This window comes from Neorhizobium sp. T7_12 (assembly GCF_002968535.1).
In the GTDB taxonomy this organism is placed as follows: domain Bacteria; phylum Pseudomonadota; class Alphaproteobacteria; order Rhizobiales; family Rhizobiaceae; genus Neorhizobium; species Neorhizobium tomejilense.
The window spans coordinates 39,763-61,679 of record NZ_PVBK01000006.1 but is presented as its reverse complement, the minus strand read 5'-3'; the positions used below and the strand labels follow the sequence as shown (position 1 = coordinate 61,679).

The window sequence follows — 21,917 nt, the reverse complement described above, 5'->3', positions numbered from 1 at the left end:
GTCTGCGCTTTCGATTTCCATACCCTTAGTGCTTTTTCATGGGATCCCGCAAGCGGCACGGGCAACCACACCTTGGCAATCAGACACACATGTGTCAGCCGACAGTGTCTTTTCATCACTCGTATGCGATTTTAAAGTGAAGGCAGCTAGTCTCACTATGAGACTAGCTGCGTTTTATGTCATTGCAGATCGACGATCTCGATCCAATTTGCGCCCTTGCCAACTGGGTAACGACCAACCCTTTTCAGCGATCCATCTTTCTGGTCAATGCCGTAAACGGAAAGCTGCTCCGACTTCTCCCCAGACGCGATCAGGAACCGGCCTGTCGGATCGATGCGAAAGCCACGCGGCTGCTTTTCGGTCTCAACGAAGCCAACACGGGCCAGCGCACCGGTATCGGAAGCCACTGCAAAGATTGCAATCGTGCTGGTTGAACGCTCCGACGCGTAGAGGAACTTTCCATCGGGCGTGATGCCGATATCAGCAGCCCAAATCTTTGCTGGCGGCGCTACGGCAGGGGCAGTTGCAGGTGCCGCCGCTGGTTTCTGTGGCACATTGAACGCAGCCGGTGCGGCTGGCGCGACGCCCTTTTCAAGGCCGGCATCTGGTGCCAAAACGGCCACGACGTCTTTTTCCGTCAAAGTTCCCTTGGCGGCATCCAGCGCATAGTGAATGACTTCACCGCTGAGTTCAGTGACGATATAGACCGACTTGTTGTCTGGCGAGATCACGATGTGACGTGGACCCTGTCCTGCCATTGTTGAGACGCTCGCCGGAGCGTTGGGTTCCAGCAGGCCGGTTTCGGAATTCAGAGTATATTGCAGAACCACATCGGAACCGAGGTTCGACACGAAAACGTATTTTCCGGTTTTGTCGCTGGCGATTGAGTGGGCATTTCGCCCTGTCAAGACAACCTGCTTGGCACCGTCTTTAACCAGACCATCAGCTCCCACCGGCAATGATGCAATTTTGTTGCCGCCATAGGACGCGAAGAACAAAAGTCGGCCGGATTTTTCGGCCGAAACATAAGGCATGCTATCCGGTAATGCCGCCACTGCCTTTTCCGTCAGTCCGCCCGTGTTGGGATCAATTTCATAGGACAATACGCGATAAGGCTGCGACCGGATGACCGCATAAAGATGCGTTCCATCAGGGCTGACTGTCATCGGCATCACGGAGTTGCCAGCCTTGACGTTGCCCGCTGGCGTCAAAGCTCCTGTTTTATCGTCCATACTATAGGTGTTGATCTCACCGTCCGTTGCAGCGGATACGTAAACCATTGTTTTGGCCAGCGATGGCGTTGTCGTCGTAAACATGGCACCCGCGACTGTCAGGCAGGTTGCAGCCACTAATATAACCTTCTGCATTTGCATAAGTCTCCGTGTTCCAAGTGCTCCACCTACGGCGGGGTTCAGGTATTTTCGATAATTAGCCTGCTGCTTCCCTACATACATGCTTTTCCTCCCAATTCTGGTAAAGAGATAATACCTCCTTTGTGGATTGTCGAGTTGCGATAATTTTTGAGGTTTGAATTCCACCCGTACTCTTTTCTCGACGTGCTACTGTAACCCAGCGCTTTCTTCCCCTACGAAACCCACGATAATCCGGAGACGCCATATCGAGCCCGAAGCACCCCAAACTAAGCAAATAGTTTACTTACCCCCGGGTTTATAAAGAAATTTCAAATTTGCGCTCTTTCGGCGGAACGTCATCAAACGACCCCGAGGAAAGAGCCGGTTTCTGTCGAAGGCATGCAAACCCGGCTTGCGCTTCGAGCAATATTGAGGTTCACGTCCCGTCAGAAGACGCGGTTCACAGCGTCAGACATCATACTTTATACACTGTAGATCGCGCAAAAATAGCGTAATCATCGTATGACCTGTTCTACGTCGAAACGGTATCTTTAGGAGAAGATTGTTTTGCATTTAACGTAAGATTCTGCCACAAAGTCTTTTGGAGAGACCGGATCGCACCATGCAGTCCGCGATCTGCTGCTTGGGCTGGACCCGCATGAAATGTGGAACCAATCGATAATATGAGTTGTCGGTTTTGGCAGGGCACGAGGCAGGCGCGTGAACACCGGCGACGGTACGTCTCATGCGCGCATCAACCAAGTGCGCGAGGACCTGACACCACGCTTTGGCGGTCTCACCTTATACCGTAACGCCCCTGCAGAAGCCCTGTGGGACGGCGGTGACATGGTGGAAGAAGACGCCATCATTGTCGCTGAAGTTAAGGGCTTCGCAGTCGTTGCTCAGGAGGTGCGAGAACTTGCACAGCGTTCGGCCAGCGCGGCCAAGGAGATCAAGGGCCTCATCCAGAACTCCTCCAAGGAGGTGGAGAGTGGAGTTAAGCTTGTGCGGGATACAGGCCAGGCTCTCAAGGCCATCGTCAGCTTAATCACCCAGATCAACCAGCATATGGATGCAATCGCAACCTCTTCCGAAGAAGCAGTCGGTCGGCCTGAGCGAAGTCAACGTTGCAATCAATCAAATGGACCAGACCACGCAGCGGAATGCGGCCATGGTGGAGCAATCACGGCCGCCTCCGCCTCACGGGCTCAGGAAGCCCAGAAACTCCGCGAGCTCGTCAGGCAGTTCAAGCTCGCCGATGCCGTTCCCGACCAGTCCAGAGTTCGCCCGACGGCGATCGCGATAGCTCAACCTGCCGCTGGCCCAACCGTTCAGCGTGCGTCGGCGCGACGGTAATGTCCCAGCTTTGCCTGGCGTATAATTTAACGGTGGTGCTCTTGAAGAGATCCGAACTTGCGACCCGTGACTTCGTCACATTGCCGGCAGGGGATCATTGCCGTCGCTTAGGATTGCGAGAGATTGCGAATGACGAGATATTCCGCGCTCACGCCTTCGAAGATACCTGCGCAAAAAACGGTATTGAACACGGGACGACCAAGCCCAGACACTCCCGGACCAACGATCAGCTCAAGCGAATGAACCGAACGATCAAAGATGCAACCATCAAAGGCTATTATTAAGGACGCGATGATCAGCTTCGCCAGCATCTGAGCGACTTCGTCGTCGCCTATAAAGCCTTGTCCAGGTCTAGTGGATGACTGCCGCCCAGAAAAGTCACAGAAAAGCTACTGCTTGCGCGCCGAATTAGCGTAAAATTAAGGTCTCGCGCCGCTCTTGAAAGCCTTCTGAAGGGGGCTTTTCATGCAGATATTTTCACGGCGCAATTTTCTGCAACGTTCCGTCGCGGCAACCTTGATTGGCGGCGCCGCTAGCGCGCTTCTGGGCGGCAGGCTGGCCGGTGCCGTCGAGACCTATCCGGAAGCCTCGCCGCTGGGCATTGCCGACGATCTGATCAATCCTTCGGAGATCCGCAGCCAGAGCGGGCGCCTCAAGGCGAAACTCCACATGGACATCACCGAGGTCAATCTGCCCTCGGGCCCGGCGAAGCTTAGAATCTTCAACGGCCGCCTGCCGGCGCCGACCCTGCGGCTGATGCCGGGCGACACCCTGGAGGTCGCCTTCGAAAACCGCATGCCGGCCAATTCCGATACAGACCAGATGGTCACCAACACGCCGAACCGCTTCAACACCACCAATGTCCACTACCACGGCTTCCATGTCAGCCCGCGCGGCAACAGCGACAACGTCTATCTGAACATCGATCCGGGCCAGCGCTTCAACTATGTCGTCAAGATCCCACACGATCATCCGGCCGGCAATTACTGGTACCACCCTCATCGCCATGGTTCGGTCGCAGCCCAGGTGGCGTCGGGTGCCGCTGGTATGGCCATCATTGGCGGGACGCTCGACACGGTCCCTGAAATTGCCGCAATGGTCGAACGGGTGATGGTCATCCAGGCGCCGGTGCCGGGGCTGGAAGACCTTTTGACCAGCGAAGAGCCGATCTGGGCACTGGATGCCGAGCGCAATTTCCTGATCAACGGCAGCTACCGCCCGCGCATCTACATGCGCGAGGGTGAAGTCCAGCATTGGCGTGTCCTGCATGCCGGCGACGCCCAGTTCCTGCCGCTGACCGCCGATGGGCTGGAGCTTTATGAAGTCGGGCGCGACGGCAATCCGTTGCCCAAGCCCGATCTGGTGACCAATGTCGACCTGGCGCCGGGCAACCGGGCCAATATCCTGGTCAAGGCGCCGAAGGTCGGCACCTACGAGCTGCGCCGCCCCGCCTTCAGCCAGGGAAAGCAACCGCTGCCCGATATGATGCTGGCCGAAATCGTCGTAATTGCCGCCGACGACGCGCGTGTCGCCAAACATATCCCCTTCGGCCGGGATCTTCCGACCGGGCGGCTGCCGAAGAACCGCATCCTCACCGATATCGCCGATAGCGAGATCACCGGCCACCGGCAGTTCGTGCTCGGCGTCTCCGATGTCAAGGGCTTCTTCCACGACACCGAGTTCACCATCAATGGTCAACCGTTCGATCCTCGCCGCGACGACGTCGTCACCAAAGTCGGCGCGGTCGAGGAATGGACGCTGGTCAACACTACGCCCTACCCGCACCCGCTGCATATCCACGTCAATCCGTTCCAGGTGATCGACGTCAACGGCGTGCCTGATCCGCGCAAGCCCTGGCTCGACACCGTCGCGGTGCCGGCGGCCGGCACGCTGCGCTTCCGCACCCGCTTTACCGATTTTTCCGGGCGCTACGTCATGCATTGCCACATCCTGCCGCACGAGGACACCGGCATGATGATCAACATCAATATCGAGGACTGAGCATGCAGCGGCTTGGGGCGAAGGCGAACTATCGGTTGGGGCTGGCGATGATACTGGCGGGCATGGCAACGGCCACCCATGCCGAAGGACTGGCGGCACCGGCTTCGCCGCCGGACAAGGCATCGCAGTGTTTCGCCTGCCACGGCGCTGAGGGCCATCCGAGCCTTGCCGATGTGCCGATCATCGCCGGCCAGCAGCCGGTCTACCTGCAAAACACCCTGAACGCCTATCGCAGCGGCCTTCGCGGCGGCGGCCGGGCCATCGTCATGCGTGAAATTACCAAACGCCTCAGCGACGACGATATCGCCGCCCTGGCCGCCTGGTTTGGAGATCAGAAATGAACCGCCTTCTCAAAGCTTCCGTCTGCCTCGTCCTGCTGGCGCCGCTCACAGCTAATGCCGACGAGTTGATCTACCTGCCGGATGCCAAGGGCATCGAACTGTTCAAGGGCGCCGAACTGGAAGCCCAGTATTTCGCGCTGGCAAGCGCCCTCGACAGCGAGCACATCCTCACCTTCTGCGGCCCGGCGACCATCGCCGCGGTGATGAACAGCCTCGGCGGGCCGCGCCTGGTGTCCCAGCGGCTGTATCCCTGGCCGTTCTTCACCCAGGAAAACATTTTTACCGCCGAGAACGAGAAGGTGAAACCCTATCCGATGGTGGAGCACGAGGGTCTGGTGCTGAGCCAGCTGGCGCAGTTCTTCACCAATCTCGGCGCCACCGCCGAATTCAAGCATGCCGACACTTTCGACGCCAACACCCTGCGCGACACCGTCAAGGCAGTGCTGGCCGACCCGTCGAAGCGTCTCGTCATCAACTATTCGCGCAGGCCGATCGGCCAGAACGGTGACGGCCACATCTCGCCTGTCGCCGCCTATGACGCCGACAGCGACCGTGTGCTGGTGCTCGACGTGGCGAAGTACAAGTATCCGCCGGTTTGGCTGACGATTGCCGACCTCTACAAGGGAATGGCCACCACCGATACCGGCTCGAACGCTATGCGTGGTTTCGTGGTGGTCAGCAAATGAAGCTCAGCCGCCGCATGTTCCTCGGCATCCTGCCGCTGGTCCCCGGTGCTGCAAAGGCACGGGCGCTCGGCAATCGGGATTGGGCCTTTGCCGACATCGCCCGCCAGATCGGCGGCGTTACCGATGTCTCGCCTTACCTGATCGAGGCGGCGGAGTATGAATTCGTGCTGGCTTATGGTCCCGATGCCAAGCGCATCTTCGTGACGGCGCTCGACACCGGCCCCTTGCTGGACCGCATCGCCGATGCCGAACCGGCATTGCAGGCACAGGCGGCCTTCGTCGCCACCTTTCTCTATACCGGCGAAGTCGTCCGCGACGGCGTCACCAGCGCCAAATATTACCCCTGGTGCCTGTCCTGGAAAGCGGTGACCTTTGCTTCCGCCCCCGGCACCTGCGGCGGCCCGGGCTTCGGCCACTGGGAAAACGCACCTATTCCGGGAGCCATGTGATGCGCGCCACGGTCGTCGTCATCGGTTCCGGCATGGCCGGCTCGCATCTGGCCTATACACTTGCGCTCAAAGGCGTCGACGTGTTGGTGCTGGAGGCCGGACCGCGCCGCGACCGTTCCAGCAATCTCAAGACGTTTTACGAAAATCCCGTCAAGGGTCCGCAGTCGCCCTATCCGAGCGCGCCTTCCGCCCCCCATCCGGAAGACGGCCGATACGACGATTTCTACGTCCAGGCCGGCGCCGACAAGTTCATCGGCGCCTATCTCAGGCTTTATGGCGGCACCACTTGGCACTGGACCGGCTTTGCCGACCGTCTTCGCCCGGCCGACTTCCGGATGAAGACCGACTATGCGCTGGCCGAAGATTGGCCGATCACCTACGAGTCGCTCGTCGGTTTCTACGAGGAAGCGGAAAAGCGCTGGGGCGTGGCCGGCGATCCGGCGTTCAATTGGGGCGCGCCGCGCGGCGACACCCCGTACCAGATGCCGCCGATCCCGCACAGCTACATGGACCACCAGGTGATCAAGGCGCTGGATACGCTCGGCCTGCATGCCGGCCGCTTTTCCCATGCCCGCAATTCCGAGATTTTCGACGACCGCCCGGCCTGCTGCGGCAACAATACCTGCGTGCCGATCTGTCCGATCGGCGCCAAATACGATGCCTCGGTGCATGCCGAAAAGGCCGAGGCCGCGGGCGCAAAATTTCTCACCGACGCCCTGGCCACCTACATAGAACTCGGCCCTGACGGCAATGTCACACGGGTAAAGGTCCGCCGGCCGGATGGCGAAACATTCTGGGTCGAAGGCGACGTCTTTGCGCTCTGCTGCCACGCGATCGAAAATCCGCGGCTGTTGCTGAATTCCAAGCAGGCGGGTGCGCAAAATGGCGTCGCCAATTCGTCCGGCGCCGTCGGCCGCTATCTGCTGACCCAAGCCAATCAGGACGCCTGGGCGATGATGCCCGAGCCGGTCTATCCCTATCGCGGTCCGCAGCAGACCGGCGGGCTGCTGGAGCTGCGCGACGGCGCGTTCCGCAGCCAGTATGCCGCCGCCGGTACCTCCTTCATGAACAGCGGTTGGGCGGGCAATTCGGATGCCACGGGGCTCGCCAGGAAACTGATCGCCCAAGGCATGACCGGGGCAGAACTGGCCCGCAGCATCAACCGCCAGGTCGCCCGCCATTTGCGCCTGAATTCGTCCGCCGAAGTCCTGCCGGATTGGAATAACCGGGTCGAGCTGGCCGATGTGATGGACAGTTCCGGCGTGCCGAAGCCCAAGGTCACCTTCACGATGGACGACTACACCAAGGCGGGGCTCGCCAAGGCACTGAAGATCAACCGGCAGATTTTTTCGGCAATGGGTGCGACCGACGTTGAGAGCAACGATCCCTACCTTTCCAACGCCATCATCGGCGGCACCGCCCGTATGGGCTACGACCCTAAGACATCCGTAGTCGACACCGACCTCGTCGCCCATGATCACCGCAATCTCTACATCCTCGGCTCCAGCGCCCATGTCACCGCCCCCGTCAACGCACCGTCGCTGACGATCGCCGCGTTGGCGATCCGCGCCGCCGGCCGGATGATCCAGAACCTCAAGAACTGAGAGAACAGAATGCACAGGCTCCTAGCGCTTGAAGGTCTCATCTTGGCGATGTTCGTGCTGCTCGGTAACGGACTGCGCTCAATCAGCACCACCACGGTATCGGTGTCGCAGAGCGAGTTCGCCAGCTTCCTGAACATCTCGGTGGAAAAGACCGACGTACTGATCGAGCTGCTGCTGGGCGGCGCGGTGCTGGCTTTGGCGTTGGCTCCGTTCGTCATCTCGGTGCGTAGCGCCAAGAAGATCGCCGTTATCTTCGCCGTCATCACCACGGCATGCTATGCCTTGGTCGGCGTGACCATGCTGGTCGATCCGGCGCTGGAGATCCGCGAAGCCGTGGTGATTGCGAGCTTTGCCTTCAGCGGCTTTTCCGTCGCCTTCTTCGCGCCGCTGGCGCAATTGGCGATCAACGACGAGAAGGACCCGGCGATGCGCTCCCGGCTCACCACGGTGTGGATCTCGGCCCAGCCGATCGCATTCCTGGTGACGCCACAGTTGGTCAAATACGTCGCCTTCGACATCGGCACCGGCAACTACTTCCTGATCATGGCCATCCTGCCGCTGGTCTTCCTGATCTTCATTCCCTTCGTCTTCGGCGAGAAGGGCAAAGCGGACGACACGCTTGCACCGGTACCCGCCGATGCCCCGAAGGCCTGGAAGCGGGCGCTGCCGTTGATCATTGCCGTTATCGCCTTCGAGGCCTGGACCGCCGCCAATTCCTTCGTCGGCATCGACAGCATCATCAGTCTGACGCTGATGGCGGTGTTCGTTGCGATCGTCGTAGCACTGTTCTTGAAGCGCAAGCACCTGACCCGCGGCGCCGGCGAGGTCCCGCATCTGGCGATCTTCCTGCTCTGCGTCCTGTTCGTGCTGGAGATCCCGACCACCGGCCTTTACGACACCGCCTATCTGGTCCGGCACCTGTGCTCGGCGGATCTGATCGACAACCGCGCGACGCTTTCTGCCGCCAGCCAGATCATCTCGGTGTTTGCCACCGGAGCGATTCTGGTGCGTTACCCACACTGGGGCACGCGCATGGTGGGCCTGTCGCTGCCGTTTCTGCTGGCCGGCATGGTGGCGATCTATTTCTACCCCTATCAGGAGATCAACGTTCCGCTGTTCTACATCTCCAAGATGCTGTCGAGCATCGGCATGGGCACGGCGACGGCGGCCGTCATCGGCGTCGTCGCCGGGCTGGGCGCGCAAAGCAAGATCGTCGCGCTGGCGCCGGCCTTCATCATCATGTTCGGCACCGAAGTCGGGATCGAGATCCTCGAGATCGTCTTCCAGTCGAGCAAGCTCGCCGGCCTCGATATCAACAGCGCCTATGAGGTGGTGTTTGCCGTCCAGATCGTCGCTGTGCTCGTGGCCATTGCACTGATGCTGCACTGGCTGACAGGCAAACGCGTCGCACCCGGCCTGCCGCCATCGGCACTTTCGGGCGGCCCGGCCGCCTGAGACCGCGACCAGAGCGGTGCCGTCATAGATGTTTGATCGCGGCAATTGCTGGTCTCAAGAAACGCCTCGCGAACCCATACGGTTAGCGTCCCATATGCGGTTATGGCTGGTTCGTCCGGTATGGCGCAATACCGCTCTTCAGCTTCGGCCGACGGGTCTATTCCCGATTGGCTCCAGAAATCGCCGGTGATTGAACCAGTCGACCCATTCCGGAGTGGCGAATTCCGTTCAGTCGATCAAATTTTCGTAAATTTTCAGTTCATGCAGTTACTGGCTGCGGACGCTATATTGGCAATCTAGGAGATATTGCCACGGCAAGCCAAACCATTCACTTCGCCGGACTGCCGGATCGCGAGCGAAAGGCAGCTTTGCCTCTGCCGAACCTGAGCGCGGGCTGCGGGCTCGAACTTCACTTTCGTAAAGAGTAAGATTCGGGCAAGAAGCACCGCTTTGAACGTCCCGAAGCACGCCTGACACGCCGACCGGGTCGCAAGAGGTCCTATGACCGGACGCTGATCGTGTGCGAAGGCGAAAAGACCGAGGTCAATTATTTCGAGGCGATCCGCCGCGAAAACGGCTCTCCAACGCCGATATCCGTATTGTGCCGTCCGACTACGGAACCTCCCCGTTAAACATCCTCAAGTATGCGATCGACCTGTTCAACGAAACCAGGGCCTTCGACCACGTCTACGTCGTCTTCGACCGGGACGACCATCTGAGCTACCACAATGCCCTCGCCAAAGCCGAGGCCACTGACAAAAAGCTGAAAAGCGTCGAGGGGAAAGCGGTTCCGTTTACCGCCATCCCGTCGGTTCCGAATCTCGAGCTGTAGGTGCTGTTGCACTTCCGCGACGTTCTCGCTCCCATCCACCGGGCCGAGGTCTATGCCGAGTTGCGAAAGCCGGCGCACTACGCGCGCCAAGAACAGCAAGACAGTATACGAAGACACCAAGGACCGGATTCCTGCCGCCACGGCCCGCGCGGTCAATCTTCGCGCGCAGTTTAACCGCACATAGCGGCACGGATCCATACACGGACGCCGACGTGCTAACCGGCGAGCTTATGAAGATTGCCGGACGGTTCTCCTAGATGGACGAGCTTGCAAAAGCGGCCGCGGCGTTTCGGGCCGCGATTGAACGGACGCCGTCGGACAAGTTGCCGATCGGCCTTCAGTGGTTCCCCGGGGAGCGCCCGTGGCGATGCGGCTGACCTTCTAGGCTATTATCTGAAAAACTCATGGCAGGCTTGCCTATCATCTCCGCCGTTGTGAAGCCAAACAGGCGCTTCGCGCCCCCGTTCCAACTGGTAATCAAGCCGTCCAGCGTCTTGCTCTCACGTGTCCTCTTTGGGACCCAAAAGAGGAGCTGGTCCCACCGCAGAACGGTCGCCTTCATGCGATCTGAACCAGCGGCTATGCTATCTAGATCGAGGCAGATTCCAACGATTTCTGAGTTTGTTACATTGCTTACAGGGTCTGCGATCGACCCTCACATCAATTAGGCGCCGAAGCTGTCCAGTCTTCCACACGTAAGCCCGGCACGCGATCGAACTCACGCCGATTATTGGTAACCAATATCAGGCCTGTTGAGCGCGCGTGACCGGCAATCAATTGGTCGTAGGGCCCGATCGGGGTTCCGCTGCGTGCAAGTTCGGCGCGCAACTGACCTGTATGGCTTGCGGCCAGTTGGTCGTATGCAAGTACCTCGAGCCGAGCGGCAAAGCCTTCGACAACGGACAGATTTCGTTCTGGAATTGCTGACTTTTCCGCGCCGTAGATCAGCTCCATCAAGCTGGCAGAGCTAATGCAAAGTTGACCATGGTGGCGGTTGAAAGCCTCGCGTACTTGCTGCGGTCGGTTCTTCACCGTAAAAATGCAGATGTTGGTATCCAGCATGTACTTCAGCATTAAAATGCCTCGCGCTCCTGCAAGGCTGGCTGATCACGTTCGCCCATGAAATCAGATGTTGCCACTTCACCTTCGAACCAACTGTCCCAAACTTCACCAGCAGGAGCTATAATCCGAGTGCGTCCGACTGCAACGATGTCGACGCGTTTAACATCATCAGGCAGAGCAACGGCCTTCGGTAGTCGAACTGCCTGGCTACGATTGCTTTGAAATACGGCGCCTTGCTCCATCTCTAATCCTTCCGACATCTAAGAAACGCTTTATTCATCTAGCTCGGCATTTTGGGATATGTCAATGGGATATACATCATGTTGGCCAAATGGTCGTACGCGCTGGACGGCTTCGCAGACGCACTTGAGGCGCTCTCGAACCGGGCAGAACCAACGACCTGTTGTTCATTTCCCGATTTTAAGCGGCTTCTATAGGCGCCGCTTGAACTTGGCTTGTACGAATGACCGCTGTGAGCGCCGAAATGGGGCCGAAAGGGGGCCGGCAGCTTATGGTATCAGGAAAAACGATAGCGCGCCCTTTCGAACGCGTTCTCGTCGGTCACCCTCAGAATATTTTAATAAACGTCACGACGCCGACTTCTCTCAAGCTGAATTTAAGCTACCACTGCCAAGCCCGGCGAAGCGCGCAAGCGGGCTATGTCGCGCGCCGGCGGTTCTCCAAAGTGGCGGCGATATTCGCGAGTGAACTGCGACGGGCTTTCGTAACCCACTTGGAAGGCGGCGGTCGTGACGTCGATGTTCTGGACCAGCATCAGGCTGCGCGCGTCCTGCAGCCTGAGCTGCTTCTGAAACTGCAGCGGCGTCATCGCCGTCACGGCGCGAAAATGCTCGTGCAGGCTCGACGGGCTCATGCCGACTTCCGCGGCAAGCCGCTCGATGCTGAACCTTTCCCGGAAGTTCTTGCCTATCCAGGCTATGGCGCGGCCGACCTGGGCCACAGGACCTTGGCCGGAAGTGATGTGGCGCATCCTGGCGCCGTCCGGGCCGGCGAGCAGGTGATAGAGAATTTCCTGCTCGACAAGCGGCCCGAGCACGGGCAGCGCTACCGGATCGTCGAGCAAGCGCAGCAGGCGTAGCGCTGCGTCGAGCAGAGCGGCACCGGCGTCGGACACCGTCTTGCCTATGGGCCGAGATGGCGCTCCCGGCGGAGGCGGCACGCGCAACGCCAAGTCCCCCAGCATGACCGGATCGAAATCGAGGTACAGGCACAGATAAGGTTCGTCAGGCGTCGCTTCGACCACATGGCCTATCACGGGCAGATCGTAGGTCACGACGCCATAGCGCCCTGGCGTATATCTGAAGACATGGTCGCCCAGCGTGACCTCCTTGCGCCCCTGCGCGACGAGGCATAGTTGCGGCCGATAAACATTCGGCATCGGCATCGTCACTGTGGAGGATTGAACAAGCGTCACCCGTTCGATGGGGGTGGCGTGGAAGCCATCCTTCGAGACGTGGCGGGCAATCACGGCGGCAATTTCGGTCAGTGTTTCCATGTACCGGACCATCGCACCCGCGCCGGAAGTCGGCAAGGCAGATCCACGCGACCTCTGGAGGATCGGGCAGTAATTTCGGCGCATCAGGCTAACGGTTGGGCGTCGCCGCGCGTCACAGTGTCAGCGGCGCCGGGGTCACAGCAACCCTGGCCGCAGAACAAGATGGAGTAAACATGACAAGCGAAAAAATGAAGAGCCCCACCATTGCACTGGGCACCTGGGCCTGGGGCGACAGCGGCGAGACTGGCGACGGTTACTTCGGCAGCAGCCTCACCCAGGCTGGCCTGGAAGAGGTCGCGGACAAGGCACATGCGGCCGGGTTTACCCTGTGGGACACCGCCATTGTGTACGGTATGGGCCGTTCAGAGACCGTGCTCGGGAAGGTACTGAAGCGCTACGCTCGCAGCGATTACCAGCTCTCCACGAAGTTCAACCCGCGGATCGCGGGAACCAGCGACACGCCGATGGCGAACATGCTGGAGCAGAGTCTCGCCAACCTCGGCACCGACTACATCGACCTCTACTGGATTCACAATCCAGCCGATGTGCCGCGGTGGACTCCGCACCTGATCCCGTTGCTGAAAAGCGGGAAGGTCAGACATGTCGGCGTCTCGAACCACAACCTCAGCGAAATCAAGCTTGCCGACCAGATCCTGGGCGAAGCCGGGTTCCGGGTCGAAGCCGTCCAGAACCACTATAGCCTCCTCTACCGGAACTCTGAGGATGCTGGCATCCTGGATCACTGCCGCAGCCAAGGAATCCGCTTCTTCGCCTATATGGTGCTCGAACAGGGCGCCTTGACCGGCAAGTACCATACCGAGAACCCGCTGCCGGAAGGCAGCAGCCGGGCGAAGATTTACAACGGCATGCTGGCTCAGTTGAAGGGCCTGACGGACAAGCTCGCCTCGATCGGCCAGAGCCAGGATGCAGCAACGCCCGATGTCGCGACAGCGTGGGCCATCACCAAGGGTACGACGCCGATCATCGGCGTCACCAAGCCCCACTATATCGATGGTCTGGTCCGCGCCAGCAGCATCACGCTCACCAGCGATGACATCGCCGAGCTGGAAGCTCTTGCCGACGCCGCTAACGTGAACACCCGCGGCTTCTGGGAACAAGAGATGTAAGTCTAAGTCCTCGGACTGCAGTTCTGGGCAATATGACAGGGCGATCTCGCGTCCGCCTCTGGCGCAATGGGCCGATAGGCCTACTTGTGCCAGATGCCGCTTTCGGGCTCGGTCCGCCGCCTGCTCAATGACCAGAAGGGAGGCGCTCTGCTGACGGGCAGTTCGACGGCGGAACCGAGCTGAGTGCGGGCGGTCGGCTTTTGGTGCCCGAGAAGCGATAGCAAGGCTGGACCGAATGTGTGAGGTTCGAGCCAAAGTTGCCGTGGGGTCTTGGCGGCGGCTAGTGCGAAGTTACCCTCCTCCTATCAAGATCCTGAAGCGGCCCAGAGTGGTTTCGCTTTTTCCGTCCCGAACGTCCGCATGGTTGAGGAATTGACATTTCACATTTGCAGCTGGAGCCGGCACAGACCGAAATCTGTCTGAGTTGAGTCGCGCCCAATCAAACTTTTCATTGTCCACGCCCAGGCGCGAAAATGATGACTCTTTTCAGCTCATTCGAACGTCCTTGTCGCGACTGCCTTTGCGCGGTTGGATCGAATGAGGAAAGAACATGGATTTGGATGGAAAACGAATAGTTGTCGTCGGTGGTAGCCGCGGGTTGGGCTTCGGAATGGCCGAGGCGTTTGTAGCGCGCGCAGCTAAAGTGATCGTCGTGGCTCGCGACACGACGACTTTGCAAACGCTGGGAGAGCAACTAGCCGTGACAACTGTGTCTGCTGACGCGACCAATGCCGACGCCGCGAAGAGGATCATGTCAGAGACACGACCTGATGTTGTCATCATGAACGCCGGCGCGGAACCGCCCATGGAACGTATCGACCGTGTTGGCTGGGAGGCGTTCACGACCAACTGGAACGTCGATGTGAAGGCCGCCCTGCATTGGGTCCAGGCCGCTCTGACGTTGCCGATGGCATCAGGCGGGCTGGTCGTTCTCATTTCCAGCGGAGCCGCGGTGCAGGGTTCGCCGCTATCGGGAGGCTATGCGGGAGCAAAACGGGCGCAGTGGTTCATCGCAAAATATGCTGAGGGCCTGTCGACCCAGCTCGGCCTGGGTCTGCGTTTCCGGGTCATTGTCCCCCGGCAGATGTTCGCAGGAACCGGCGTGGGCAACGCCGGAATCTCCGGCTACGCGGCGGCGGCGGGCCGGACATTCGCCGAACAGGCCGCTACCTGGCCGGACATGACACCGCGTGGCTTTGGCGATACGGTAGCCGAACTGATTGGCAACACGCCGCTGGAAGAGGCTATGATCTACGCCGTGCGTGGAGATACGGGCGTGACGGTCATCGAATGATGGATGACGCTGCCTTTGAAGCGGAAGCGAAGAACACACTCTACGCGGCGCTGGCCAAGGAGGCGGATGCAGTTCGCCCGGAACTGCATCGCTATGCTGCCCGATTGGTCGGCTCGGTGATCGACGGCGAGGACGTGATACAGGACGCGTTGGTCAGTGCGTTCGCGATGGTCGGTTCGATCTCGTCCGGCACGCCGCTGCGACCCTGGCTGTTTCGCATTGTTCACAATCGCGCCATTGATGCTCTGCGCCAGCGAAATACCCGCCGTTCGGAGCCGCTGGAGACGGCCTTTGATCTAGCTGATGTCAGAGCTGCGGATCCAGAGGATGCCCTGATCCGGCAGGACACGGTGCGGATCGCCATGGCTCACTTTGCCAAATTGCCGGTGCCGCAGCGTAGCGCCGTGATCCTCAAGGATGTGCTGGGAGAGTCTATCGCAGACATCGCCGCGCTATTGGGCCTGAGTATCGATGCTGTCAAAGCCCATCTCTCACGTGGTCGGGCAGGATTGCGATCCATCGCCGTGGCAGAGTCCGAAGTTCCGCTGCCCCCAAGTGCCGAGGTTCTGAATTTCGCAGCGCTCTTCAACGCGAGGGATTGGACGGCCCTGCGCAGCCTGCTTGCCGAGGATGTTCGGCTTCGTCAGGCACGGCGGCCGCAGGTCTCCGGTGCGGCGAACGTTGGCCGATTCTTTTCCTATTATGCGGATTATCCGCGGGTTTGGATCGAACCGGCTTGTCTGGAGGGCAGGGAAATATTGCTGGTCTCGGCCGCGCCGTCCGCTGCTCCTGCTTACTTCATGCTGCTTGAATGGAAGGACCAAAAGATAACATTGATCCGCGACCATCGATATGCGACCTACGTCATGGAGGACGCGGCTGTGACGCGGGCCACATCGCAACGCGAATATTAGTGCCTGATGGTCTCGTTGTGTCAAACCAATGCGATGACCGCTTTCGACCGAGGCAACAACTGCCTCTATGACCAACAAGAAGGTGCGAGGTTGTCATTGCTGAGCTGTCGTAAAGCTCTTGATGAGATTCGAATAACCGCCAATACTCGAAATTACCTGTTTCGTGACCTAGCTCTGTTTCCCGGTGGTGGTCGCTTCCGGCAACCGTCAGTTTAGCCGTGAGTTCGCGAACTTTGCATCCAGCTCGACAAGGCCCAAGCCTCGAGCTCGAAACATGTCTTCAGGCCCAACCCTGTAGGCGCCAGACAAAAGCTTCTGTGGTGGACGTGTTCGAGTAATAAGCTTGAGGCGCGTGCCGCCGACATGCGTGCGCTAAATCTTCGTGGGACGCGGCGCTGACCTACCTCAGGTCCAATCGCCGGCGCACCAACGGATGCGGGCTCTAAGTTAACACTAACGGGCATAACCGCTTGAAGCATTGAGCAGCTTTGATATTCCTCACCCGCCGCAATTCGGTGGCCTAGGGGAACTTCCAAAAATGAAATTCGCTATCCGCGCCGCGTTCGCCGCCGCAGTTCTTTCCTGCGCTTGCGCGACATCAGCTCTCGCTACCGGCGCTATTGCTGTGAATGACGCATCGGGCACGGCAGCGGAAGATGCTGGCTATGCCGTTGGGTATGGTGGTTCGAAGAAGGAAGCATCTTCGAATGCCATGAAGGAATGCAAGGCCGCCGGTAATGCGACGTGCGAGGTCATGCTGACCTTCGAACAGTGCGGCGCCTATGTAGGCAACAAGGCGAGCTACGCGACGGGCGTGGGTAGCACAGAAGCAGCAGCGCAGAAGGCTGCGAAGGCCGAATGCCCCGAGTGCAAGCTCATCGTCTCTGACTGCCATTGATGGAGCAAGCCCCCTGGCTTCAAACCGGCGGGCTGCCAGACAACCTATTGCGTTTTGCGGCCTCTTTCCTCCGCTGTTTATCAAACCGACAAGGCCACACTGATGCGCCAGGTGCGCAGGTTCAAAAGAAGATGGCTCACTCGTTTTTTCGGTTCGACGCCTCGACAGTCTTTTGGCCGGACGAAATCTTGCTTGAGTGACAGCTGCCGGATAGATGGCCGCCGTCAGACTGCTTGTCCATCTTTGTGGCGGCCGCGGCGTTACACTTGCGCTGAGAGGTTGCCTTATCACCGCGTCATCTTTGTCGGATGTGTCTTTCAATGAGCGCCTTCAGCCTCTTCCCGTCGCGCGCCTGCAGAAGATCAACCATCTCATGATGCTCCCGAGCCGATTGCTCGATTCGCGCCCGCGTCTTCCACTGGGAAACGGGAGCGGAAGACGTGCGCTGTCGGAGTTCGGCGATAATCCCATCCAGTTCGTCGTTACCAGATAGCTGCACGAAGGCCCGATGGAAGTTCAGATTGGCTTCATACAGTTCCAGCACGGTCCCGTGCAGGATCAGGCTTTCGAACCGCTCGGCCAGGACGCGCAGGCTGCTGAGATCGTCGTCAGTCGCCATCGCCACAACTTTCGGCACCACCCCGGTTTCCAGTATGATGCGGATCTCGGCAATGTCATCCGCTAGCTTTCCGTCGGCCTTGTAAACGTGATAGCCGCGGTTCGGCACGTGCTCGACAACACGCTTTTGCGCCAGGCGGTCGAGTGCGCGGCGGATCTCATTGCGCCCGCGCCCGTAACGTGTTTCCAGATCGACCTGTTTCAACCAGACGCCCGGCGGAAATAGGCCGGATTGGATATCCGTCAGAATAAGTTGCGTGGCGTCGGGTTCGTCATGCGCGATTGTTTCTTCGGGCAGGTTGTCCATCTGAAAAAGCCTTGATCATCTGCGGGCAATTTGCCCAATAACTAGCCATAAATTCCGGTTGCTGAAAGAAGAATCTTCCCATAAATTGGTACCAATATTGGATAAAATAAGCAGGCAGCGATGAAAAATTCTGACGACATTTCAGATCTGGTTGACGACAAGGCGCCTCGCTTTGCAGAACTGAGCGACTATGTCTGGGACGTCCCGGAGACCAATTACGAGGAATATCGCTCCTCGGCGGCCCATGCGGAACTTCTGGAAGCGGAAGGGTTCAGGGTCACCCGCAATGTCGCAAACATCCCGACGGCGGTGATGGGCGAGGCTGGCGAAGGCGGTCCGGTCATCGCCATTCTCGGCGAATATGACGCTTTGCCGGGCCTCAGCCAGGTCGCGGGCCTTGCCGAACAGAAAGCGGTCACCGAAGGCGGTAATGGGCACGGCTGCGGCCATAACCTGCTTGGCTCCGGCTCCCTGCTGGCCGCCGCCGCCGTCAAGGATTACCTCAAGGCGAACAATCTCCAGGGCCGCGTCCGCTATTATGGCTGTCCTGCCGAAGAGGGCGGCTCCTCGAAGGGCTTCATGGTCCGGGCCGGCGTTTTTGACGATGTTGATATCGCGATTTCCTGGCATCCGGCCGCATTCGTCGGCGTCAACAATCCGATCTCGCTTGCCTGCAACGAGCTCAATTTCCACTTCACCGGCCGTGCGTCGCACGCCGCCGCCTCGCCGCATCTCGGACGCAGCGCACTCGACGCAGTCGAGCTGATGAATGTCGGCGTCAATTACCTGCGCGAGCATATGCCGTCGACGGCGCGGATCCACTATGCCATTACCGATACGGGCGGCCATGCCCCGAACGTCGTGCAGGCGAAAGCCTCAGTGCGTTATCTGATCCGGTCGCGCACGCTTCCCGAACTTCTGGAACTGGTGGCCCGAGTGAAGGATGTGGCGGCCGGCGCGGCCCTGATGACCGGCACCTCCGTGCGCAGCCGGATCGTCAGCGGCGATGCGAACTTGGTCGGCAACACGCCGCTCGAAACGCTGATGCACAGCCACATCGAGCGCGTCGGCCTGCCGGCTTTCGACGAGGCGGACAAGGCGACCGCCGCAAAATTCCAGGAAACCTTCAGCCAGGCGGATATCGCCACGTCCTTCGGACGGTTCGGACTGAAGGTCCGCAAGGGCGTGTCGCTCTGCGATGTCATCTTCCCGCCGGACAGCGGCGACGGAACGCTGGTCGGCTCCACCGATGTCGGAACGGTCAGCTGGGTCGTGCCAACCGTCCAGATGCGCGGCGCCACCTATGCGATCGGCACGCCCGGGCATTCCTGGCAGCTCGTCGCCCAGGGCAAGCTGCCCGCGCACAAGGGCATGACACATGCGGCCAAGGTAATGGCATCGACCGCCGTCGATCTCATCCTGAAGCCGGAACTGATCGCAGAAGCGAAAGCCGACTTTACGGCGCGGCTCGAAGGTACTCCCTTCATCAATCCGATTCCCGATGACGTTCAGCCCGACATTCGGGAGAAGCGGGATGTCTGACGCGCCGCTCCAGCCCGACCGCCAGATCCTGATGGGCCACATCCGCGAGTTTGGCAAACGGGTGAAACTCTCGGGCACGGCGGAAGAGCTGGAAAGCTTTAAATATCTGGAAAGGCAGATAGCCTCTTACGGCTATCGGACCAAGCTTCTCCTGCACGACGCCTATATTAGCCTGCCGGGCAGCGCAGCGGTCGAAATCGGTGGAAACGCTGTCCGCTGCATCACCCATTCCATGTCGGTTTCGACGCCTGGAGAAGGCATCTCGGCGGAAGTCATCTATGTCGCAGAAGGCGCTGAAGCCGATTTGGAGGGGATCGATGTCGAGGGGCACATCATCCTTGTCGACGGTATCGCGACCGAAGACGTCGCGGCCCTTGCAAGTGCCCGCGGCGCGATCGGACAGATTCATGTCAGCCCCAACGAACATCTTTACGAAATGTGCGTCTCGCCTGTCTGGGGCAGTCCGTCGCAACATACCCGCAAGCAGCTGCCAAGGACCGCGATCTGCACGATCGCCCACGACGACGGCGCACGGCTCCGTCAGGCCTGCCGCGCACGCAAGGCGCCTGTCGCCCGCCTGACGACCGAGGTGGATACGGGCTGGCGCAAGACGCCTATCCTGGTCGCGGAGCTTTTCCCGGAAAACCGGCCGGATGCACCTTTCATCCTGTTTTCCGGCCATCACGATACCTGGCATTACGGCGTGATGGACAATGGTGGAGCCAACGCCACGATGCTGGAGGCCGCGCGTCTCCTGGCCGAGCGGCGCGAAAACTGGCAGCGGGGCCTGCGCATCTGCTTCTGGTCCGGCCATTCCCACGGCCGTTATTCCGGCTCCGCCTGGTACGCGGACGAATATTGGGATGAGCTGGAACAGCGCTGCGTGGCGCATGTGAACGTCGATTCCACCGGCGGTGCAGGCGCGGACATCCTGACGAATTCGACCGTCATCGACGAATTGAAGGCGGTCGCGGCAAGGGCCGTCGAAACGGTGACCGGCCAGGTGCATCGCGGCCGTCGTCACGGGCGCGCTGCCGACCAGTCCTTCTGGGGCGTCGGTATTCCCTCGATGTTCGGCAGCCTCAGCCATCAGCCCCCAGGGCCTGTGAAGATGCTGACGGCGCTCGGGTGGTGGTGGCACACGCCGCACGATACGGAAGAGCATATCGATCCGGCCAATCTTCAGCGCGACACCGAGATCGTGTTGCGCGTGCTCGGTGAATTGCTCGATGCCCGCGTTCTGCCGCTCGACTACACCGCCTACGCAGCGTCGCTCAAGGATGAGTTGAGCAGCCTGAACGGCAAACTCGCTGGCCGGCTGGATATCGACAAGCTGATATCGGTGGCCGATGAACTGCATCGGCGCGCCGATGCCATCAATGAGGCCGCGCGTAAGGGAACGGCGAACGCAGATGCAATCAACGACCGCCTTCGGCAGGCGTCCCGCCTCCTCGTTCCGTTGAACTACACGTACGGTGACCGTTTCCATCACGACAATGCGCTTCCGCATCCGGCCTGGCCGTCGCTATCAGGGCTTCGCGAACTGGCCGCCCTGCCGGAAGGGCATGCCGATATCGCGTTCTTCACGGTTCATGGGCGCCAGACGCGCAACCGGCTTCTCTCCGTGCTCCGACAAGCCTGCGCGGTGCTTGCACTCGAAGGAGTATGACCTTCCTCTCCAGCACAACGAACAAACAAGGGAACAACGACATGAAAACCGGGAAACTCTGGGCGGCCGCGCTGGCTGCCACTCTCACCATCATGCTGCCGGGCGCAGAAGCCAAGGACTGGACCCGTGTAAAGGTCGGTATCGAAGGCGCCTTTCCGCCATGGAACGCACTGGATTCCAAGGGCAACCTGACCGGACTCGATATCGACCTCATCAACGACCTGTGCCAGCGCGCCAAGGTCGAATGCGAGCTGATCGCCGGTGAATGGAGCGCCATGATCCCCAGCGTCAATGCCGGCAAGTTCGATCTTATCATGACGCTCGGCATCAACGAAAAGCGAAAGGAAGTCGTCGATTTCACGGTGCCTTATGCAAGCGGCGTGGCGACCTTCATCACGCTGAAGGACAGCCCGGTCAGCAAGCTGCCGATGACCGGCGAACGACTGAGCCTCAACGACAAGGACAAGGCCGATCCAGTGATGAAGACGATCGGCGGTGTTCTCTCCGGAAAGACGATCGGCGTCGTGCAATCGACCAGCCAAGAGCAGTTGATCAATGCCTATTTCGGCAAAAGCGTCACCGTTCGCACCTACAAGAATTCCGGCGAACGCGATCTCGACCTCAAGGCCGGCCGCATCGACGCCGGTTTCGATAGCGGCGTCTACGGCACCACCGCACTTGCCAAACCTGGGAACGAGGATCTGGCGATGGCCGGACCGCTGATGAAGGGCGCCATGCTGGCGACGGAGGTCGCCATGGGCATGCGCAAGGGCGAGACCGATCTGAAGGAGAAGTTCGACGCAGCCATCAAGTCGGCGGCCGCGGATGGCGTCATCAAAAAGCTCTCCGAAAAATGGAGCAAGCTGGACCTGACGCCATCGTTCTGACCCTGTG

General features: G+C 59.8%; 20 protein-coding genes and 2 pseudogenes. 15 read left to right on the top strand and 7 right to left on the bottom strand.

All coding sequences use genetic code 11. The annotated features are described in order from the left end of the window. Window positions 1-179: 179 nt before the first annotated feature. On the bottom strand, window positions 180-1,367 hold the full coding sequence (locus C5J26_RS15460; protein ID WP_105402560.1) for a lactonase family protein: 1,188 nt from the start codon (window positions 1,365-1,367) through the stop codon (window positions 180-182). Window positions 1,368-2,234: 867 nt separating this feature from the next. On the opposite strand from C5J26_RS15460, the pseudogene C5J26_RS15455 reads away from it, so the two are divergent. Next, window positions 2,235-2,708: pseudogene (locus C5J26_RS15455) on the top strand (methyl-accepting chemotaxis protein); the annotation flags it as partial. A 107-nt stretch (window positions 2,709-2,815) separates the two neighbouring features. Here the strand turns inward: C5J26_RS15455 and C5J26_RS15450 are convergent. Continuing rightward, window positions 2,816-3,019: a hypothetical protein gene (locus C5J26_RS15450; RefSeq protein ID WP_105402558.1), complete on the bottom strand. Its 204-nt coding sequence runs from the start codon at window positions 3,017-3,019 to the stop codon at window positions 2,816-2,818. Between the two features lie 154 nt (window positions 3,020-3,173). Here C5J26_RS15450 and C5J26_RS15445 point away from each other — a divergent pair, with 154 nt between their 5' ends. The 6 genes from C5J26_RS15445 to C5J26_RS15420 are packed head-to-tail and all read left to right on the top strand — an operon-like array spanning window position 3,174 to window position 9,244. After that, on the top strand, window positions 3,174-4,709 hold the full coding sequence (locus C5J26_RS15445; RefSeq protein ID WP_172724475.1) for a multicopper oxidase family protein: 1,536 nt from the start codon (window positions 3,174-3,176) through the stop codon (window positions 4,707-4,709). A gap of 2 nt (window positions 4,710-4,711) precedes the next feature. Next, the gene (locus tag C5J26_RS15440; RefSeq protein ID WP_105402557.1) at window positions 4,712-5,050 is read left to right on the top strand and encodes a c-type cytochrome; all 339 of its coding nucleotides are present in this window, start codon (window positions 4,712-4,714) and stop codon (window positions 5,048-5,050) included. Next, a complete protein-coding gene (locus tag C5J26_RS15435; RefSeq protein WP_105402556.1) occupies window positions 5,047-5,736 on the top strand; it encodes a phytochelatin synthase family protein in 690 nt (229 codons plus the stop codon). Before C5J26_RS15440 ends, C5J26_RS15435 begins: the two co-directional genes overlap by 4 nt. Beyond that, on the top strand, window positions 5,733-6,185 hold the full coding sequence (locus C5J26_RS15430) for a hypothetical protein (protein ID WP_105402555.1): 453 nt from the start codon (window positions 5,733-5,735) through the stop codon (window positions 6,183-6,185). Before C5J26_RS15435 ends, C5J26_RS15430 begins: the two co-directional genes overlap by 4 nt. Continuing rightward, complete coding sequence (locus C5J26_RS15425) at window positions 6,185-7,789, top strand: GMC oxidoreductase (RefSeq protein ID WP_105402554.1); 1,605 nt, start codon at window positions 6,185-6,187, stop codon at window positions 7,787-7,789. Before C5J26_RS15430 ends, C5J26_RS15425 begins: the two co-directional genes overlap by 1 nt. A 9-nt stretch (window positions 7,790-7,798) precedes the next feature. After that, the gene (locus tag C5J26_RS15420; RefSeq protein WP_105402553.1) at window positions 7,799-9,244 is read left to right on the top strand and encodes a hypothetical protein; all 1,446 of its coding nucleotides are present in this window, start codon (window positions 7,799-7,801) and stop codon (window positions 9,242-9,244) included. Between the two features lie 95 nt (window positions 9,245-9,339). Here the strand turns inward: C5J26_RS15420 and C5J26_RS33665 are convergent. Further along, window positions 9,340-9,469, bottom strand: a pseudogene (locus C5J26_RS33665) (IS3 family transposase); the annotation flags it as partial. Between the two features lie 376 nt (window positions 9,470-9,845). Between C5J26_RS33665 and C5J26_RS15415 the strand changes: the two are divergent. Continuing rightward, a complete protein-coding gene (locus C5J26_RS15415; protein ID WP_172723923.1) occupies window positions 9,846-10,076 on the top strand; it encodes an RloB domain-containing protein in 231 nt (76 codons plus the stop codon). 660 nt (window positions 10,077-10,736) lie between these two features. Here C5J26_RS15415 and vapC read toward each other — a convergent pair. The 3 genes from vapC to C5J26_RS15395 form a co-directional block, all read right to left on the bottom strand. After that, window positions 10,737-11,150 carry a tRNA(fMet)-specific endonuclease VapC gene (gene vapC, locus C5J26_RS15405; RefSeq protein WP_105402550.1) on the bottom strand — a complete coding sequence of 138 codons (414 nt, stop codon included), beginning with the start codon at window positions 11,148-11,150 and terminating at the stop codon, window positions 10,737-10,739. After that, window positions 11,150-11,380 carry a type II toxin-antitoxin system VapB family antitoxin gene (gene vapB, locus C5J26_RS15400; RefSeq protein ID WP_105402549.1) on the bottom strand — a complete coding sequence of 77 codons (231 nt, stop codon included), beginning with the start codon at window positions 11,378-11,380 and terminating at the stop codon, window positions 11,150-11,152. Before vapB ends, vapC begins: the two co-directional genes overlap by 1 nt. A gap of 374 nt (window positions 11,381-11,754) precedes the next feature. Beyond that, window positions 11,755-12,654: an AraC family transcriptional regulator gene (locus tag C5J26_RS15395; RefSeq protein WP_105402548.1), complete on the bottom strand. Its 900-nt coding sequence runs from the start codon at window positions 12,652-12,654 to the stop codon at window positions 11,755-11,757. Window positions 12,655-12,827: 173 nt separating this feature from the next. On the opposite strand from C5J26_RS15395, the gene C5J26_RS15390 reads away from it, so the two are divergent. The 4 genes from C5J26_RS15390 (at window position 12,828) to C5J26_RS15375 (ending at window position 16,887) form a co-directional block, all read left to right on the top strand. After that, window positions 12,828-13,781, top strand: a complete 954-nt coding sequence (locus C5J26_RS15390; protein ID WP_105402547.1) for an aldo/keto reductase — start codon at window positions 12,828-12,830, stop codon at window positions 13,779-13,781. A gap of 550 nt (window positions 13,782-14,331) precedes the next feature. Then, window positions 14,332-15,075, top strand: a complete 744-nt coding sequence (locus C5J26_RS15385; protein WP_105402546.1) for an SDR family oxidoreductase — start codon at window positions 14,332-14,334, stop codon at window positions 15,073-15,075. Beyond that, window positions 15,072-15,989, top strand: a complete 918-nt coding sequence (locus tag C5J26_RS15380; RefSeq protein ID WP_105402545.1) for an RNA polymerase sigma factor — start codon at window positions 15,072-15,074, stop codon at window positions 15,987-15,989. The genes C5J26_RS15385 and C5J26_RS15380 overlap by 4 nt, the downstream gene beginning before the upstream one ends. Before the next feature lie 538 nt (window positions 15,990-16,527). After that, window positions 16,528-16,887: a DUF4189 domain-containing protein gene (locus tag C5J26_RS15375; protein ID WP_105402544.1), complete on the top strand. Its 360-nt coding sequence runs from the start codon at window positions 16,528-16,530 to the stop codon at window positions 16,885-16,887. A gap of 295 nt (window positions 16,888-17,182) precedes the next feature. On the opposite strand, the gene C5J26_RS15365 is transcribed toward C5J26_RS15375, so the two are convergent. Further along, window positions 17,183-17,812, bottom strand: coding sequence for a GntR family transcriptional regulator (locus C5J26_RS15365; RefSeq protein ID WP_105402542.1), 630 nt, complete (start codon window positions 17,810-17,812; stop codon window positions 17,183-17,185). Window positions 17,813-17,932: 120 nt separating this feature from the next. On the opposite strand from C5J26_RS15365, the gene C5J26_RS15360 reads away from it, so the two are divergent. From C5J26_RS15360 to C5J26_RS15350, 3 genes are read left to right on the top strand one after another with little or no spacing between them, the layout of a single operon-like run. Further along, window positions 17,933-19,354: a M20 family metallopeptidase gene (locus C5J26_RS15360; protein ID WP_105402541.1), complete on the top strand. Its 1,422-nt coding sequence runs from the start codon at window positions 17,933-17,935 to the stop codon at window positions 19,352-19,354. Continuing rightward, window positions 19,347-21,023 (top strand): M28 family peptidase, encoded by a 1,677-nt coding sequence (locus C5J26_RS15355; RefSeq protein WP_105402540.1) that lies wholly within the window; start codon window positions 19,347-19,349, stop codon window positions 21,021-21,023. Before C5J26_RS15360 ends, C5J26_RS15355 begins: the two co-directional genes overlap by 8 nt. Window positions 21,024-21,064: 41 nt before the next feature. Further along, the gene (locus C5J26_RS15350) at window positions 21,065-21,910 is read left to right on the top strand and encodes a transporter substrate-binding domain-containing protein (RefSeq protein WP_105402786.1); all 846 of its coding nucleotides are present in this window, start codon (window positions 21,065-21,067) and stop codon (window positions 21,908-21,910) included. Window positions 21,911-21,917 lie beyond the last annotated feature (7 nt).

Excerpts from the sequence above, each read along its gene's own strand:
- C5J26_RS15355 (WP_105402540.1), top strand. The coding sequence starts at position 19,347 with ATGTCTGACGCGCCGCTCCAGCCCGACCGCCAGATCCTGATGGGCCAC.
- C5J26_RS15425 (WP_105402554.1), top strand. The coding sequence starts at position 6,185 with ATGCGCGCCACGGTCGTCGTCATCGGTTCCGGCATGGCCGGCTCGCAT.
- C5J26_RS15450 (WP_105402558.1), bottom strand. The coding sequence starts at position 3,019 with ATGCTGGCGAAGCTGATCATCGCGTCCTTAATAATAGCCTTTGATGGT.
- C5J26_RS15445 (WP_172724475.1), top strand. The coding sequence starts at position 3,174 with ATGCAGATATTTTCACGGCGCAATTTTCTGCAACGTTCCGTCGCGGCA.
- C5J26_RS15365 (WP_105402542.1), bottom strand. The coding sequence starts at position 17,812 with ATGGACAACCTGCCCGAAGAAACAATCGCGCATGACGAACCCGACGCC.
- C5J26_RS15375 (WP_105402544.1), top strand. The coding sequence starts at position 16,528 with ATGAAATTCGCTATCCGCGCCGCGTTCGCCGCCGCAGTTCTTTCCTGC.
- C5J26_RS15420 (WP_105402553.1), top strand. The coding sequence starts at position 7,799 with ATGCACAGGCTCCTAGCGCTTGAAGGTCTCATCTTGGCGATGTTCGTG.
- vapB (WP_105402549.1), bottom strand. The coding sequence starts at position 11,380 with ATGGAGCAAGGCGCCGTATTTCAAAGCAATCGTAGCCAGGCAGTTCGA.
- vapC (WP_105402550.1), bottom strand. The coding sequence starts at position 11,150 with ATGCTGAAGTACATGCTGGATACCAACATCTGCATTTTTACGGTGAAG.
- C5J26_RS15460 (WP_105402560.1), bottom strand. The coding sequence starts at position 1,367 with ATGCAGAAGGTTATATTAGTGGCTGCAACCTGCCTGACAGTCGCGGGT.
- C5J26_RS15440 (WP_105402557.1), top strand. The coding sequence starts at position 4,712 with ATGCAGCGGCTTGGGGCGAAGGCGAACTATCGGTTGGGGCTGGCGATG.
- C5J26_RS15390 (WP_105402547.1), top strand. The coding sequence starts at position 12,828 with ATGACAAGCGAAAAAATGAAGAGCCCCACCATTGCACTGGGCACCTGG.
- C5J26_RS15360 (WP_105402541.1), top strand. The coding sequence starts at position 17,933 with ATGAAAAATTCTGACGACATTTCAGATCTGGTTGACGACAAGGCGCCT.
- C5J26_RS15395 (WP_105402548.1), bottom strand. The coding sequence starts at position 12,654 with ATGGAAACACTGACCGAAATTGCCGCCGTGATTGCCCGCCACGTCTCG.
- C5J26_RS15385 (WP_105402546.1), top strand. The coding sequence starts at position 14,332 with ATGGATTTGGATGGAAAACGAATAGTTGTCGTCGGTGGTAGCCGCGGG.
- C5J26_RS15350 (WP_105402786.1), top strand. The coding sequence starts at position 21,065 with ATGAAAACCGGGAAACTCTGGGCGGCCGCGCTGGCTGCCACTCTCACC.
- C5J26_RS15380 (WP_105402545.1), top strand. The coding sequence starts at position 15,072 with ATGATGGATGACGCTGCCTTTGAAGCGGAAGCGAAGAACACACTCTAC.
- C5J26_RS15430 (WP_105402555.1), top strand. The coding sequence starts at position 5,733 with ATGAAGCTCAGCCGCCGCATGTTCCTCGGCATCCTGCCGCTGGTCCCC.
- C5J26_RS15435 (WP_105402556.1), top strand. The coding sequence starts at position 5,047 with ATGAACCGCCTTCTCAAAGCTTCCGTCTGCCTCGTCCTGCTGGCGCCG.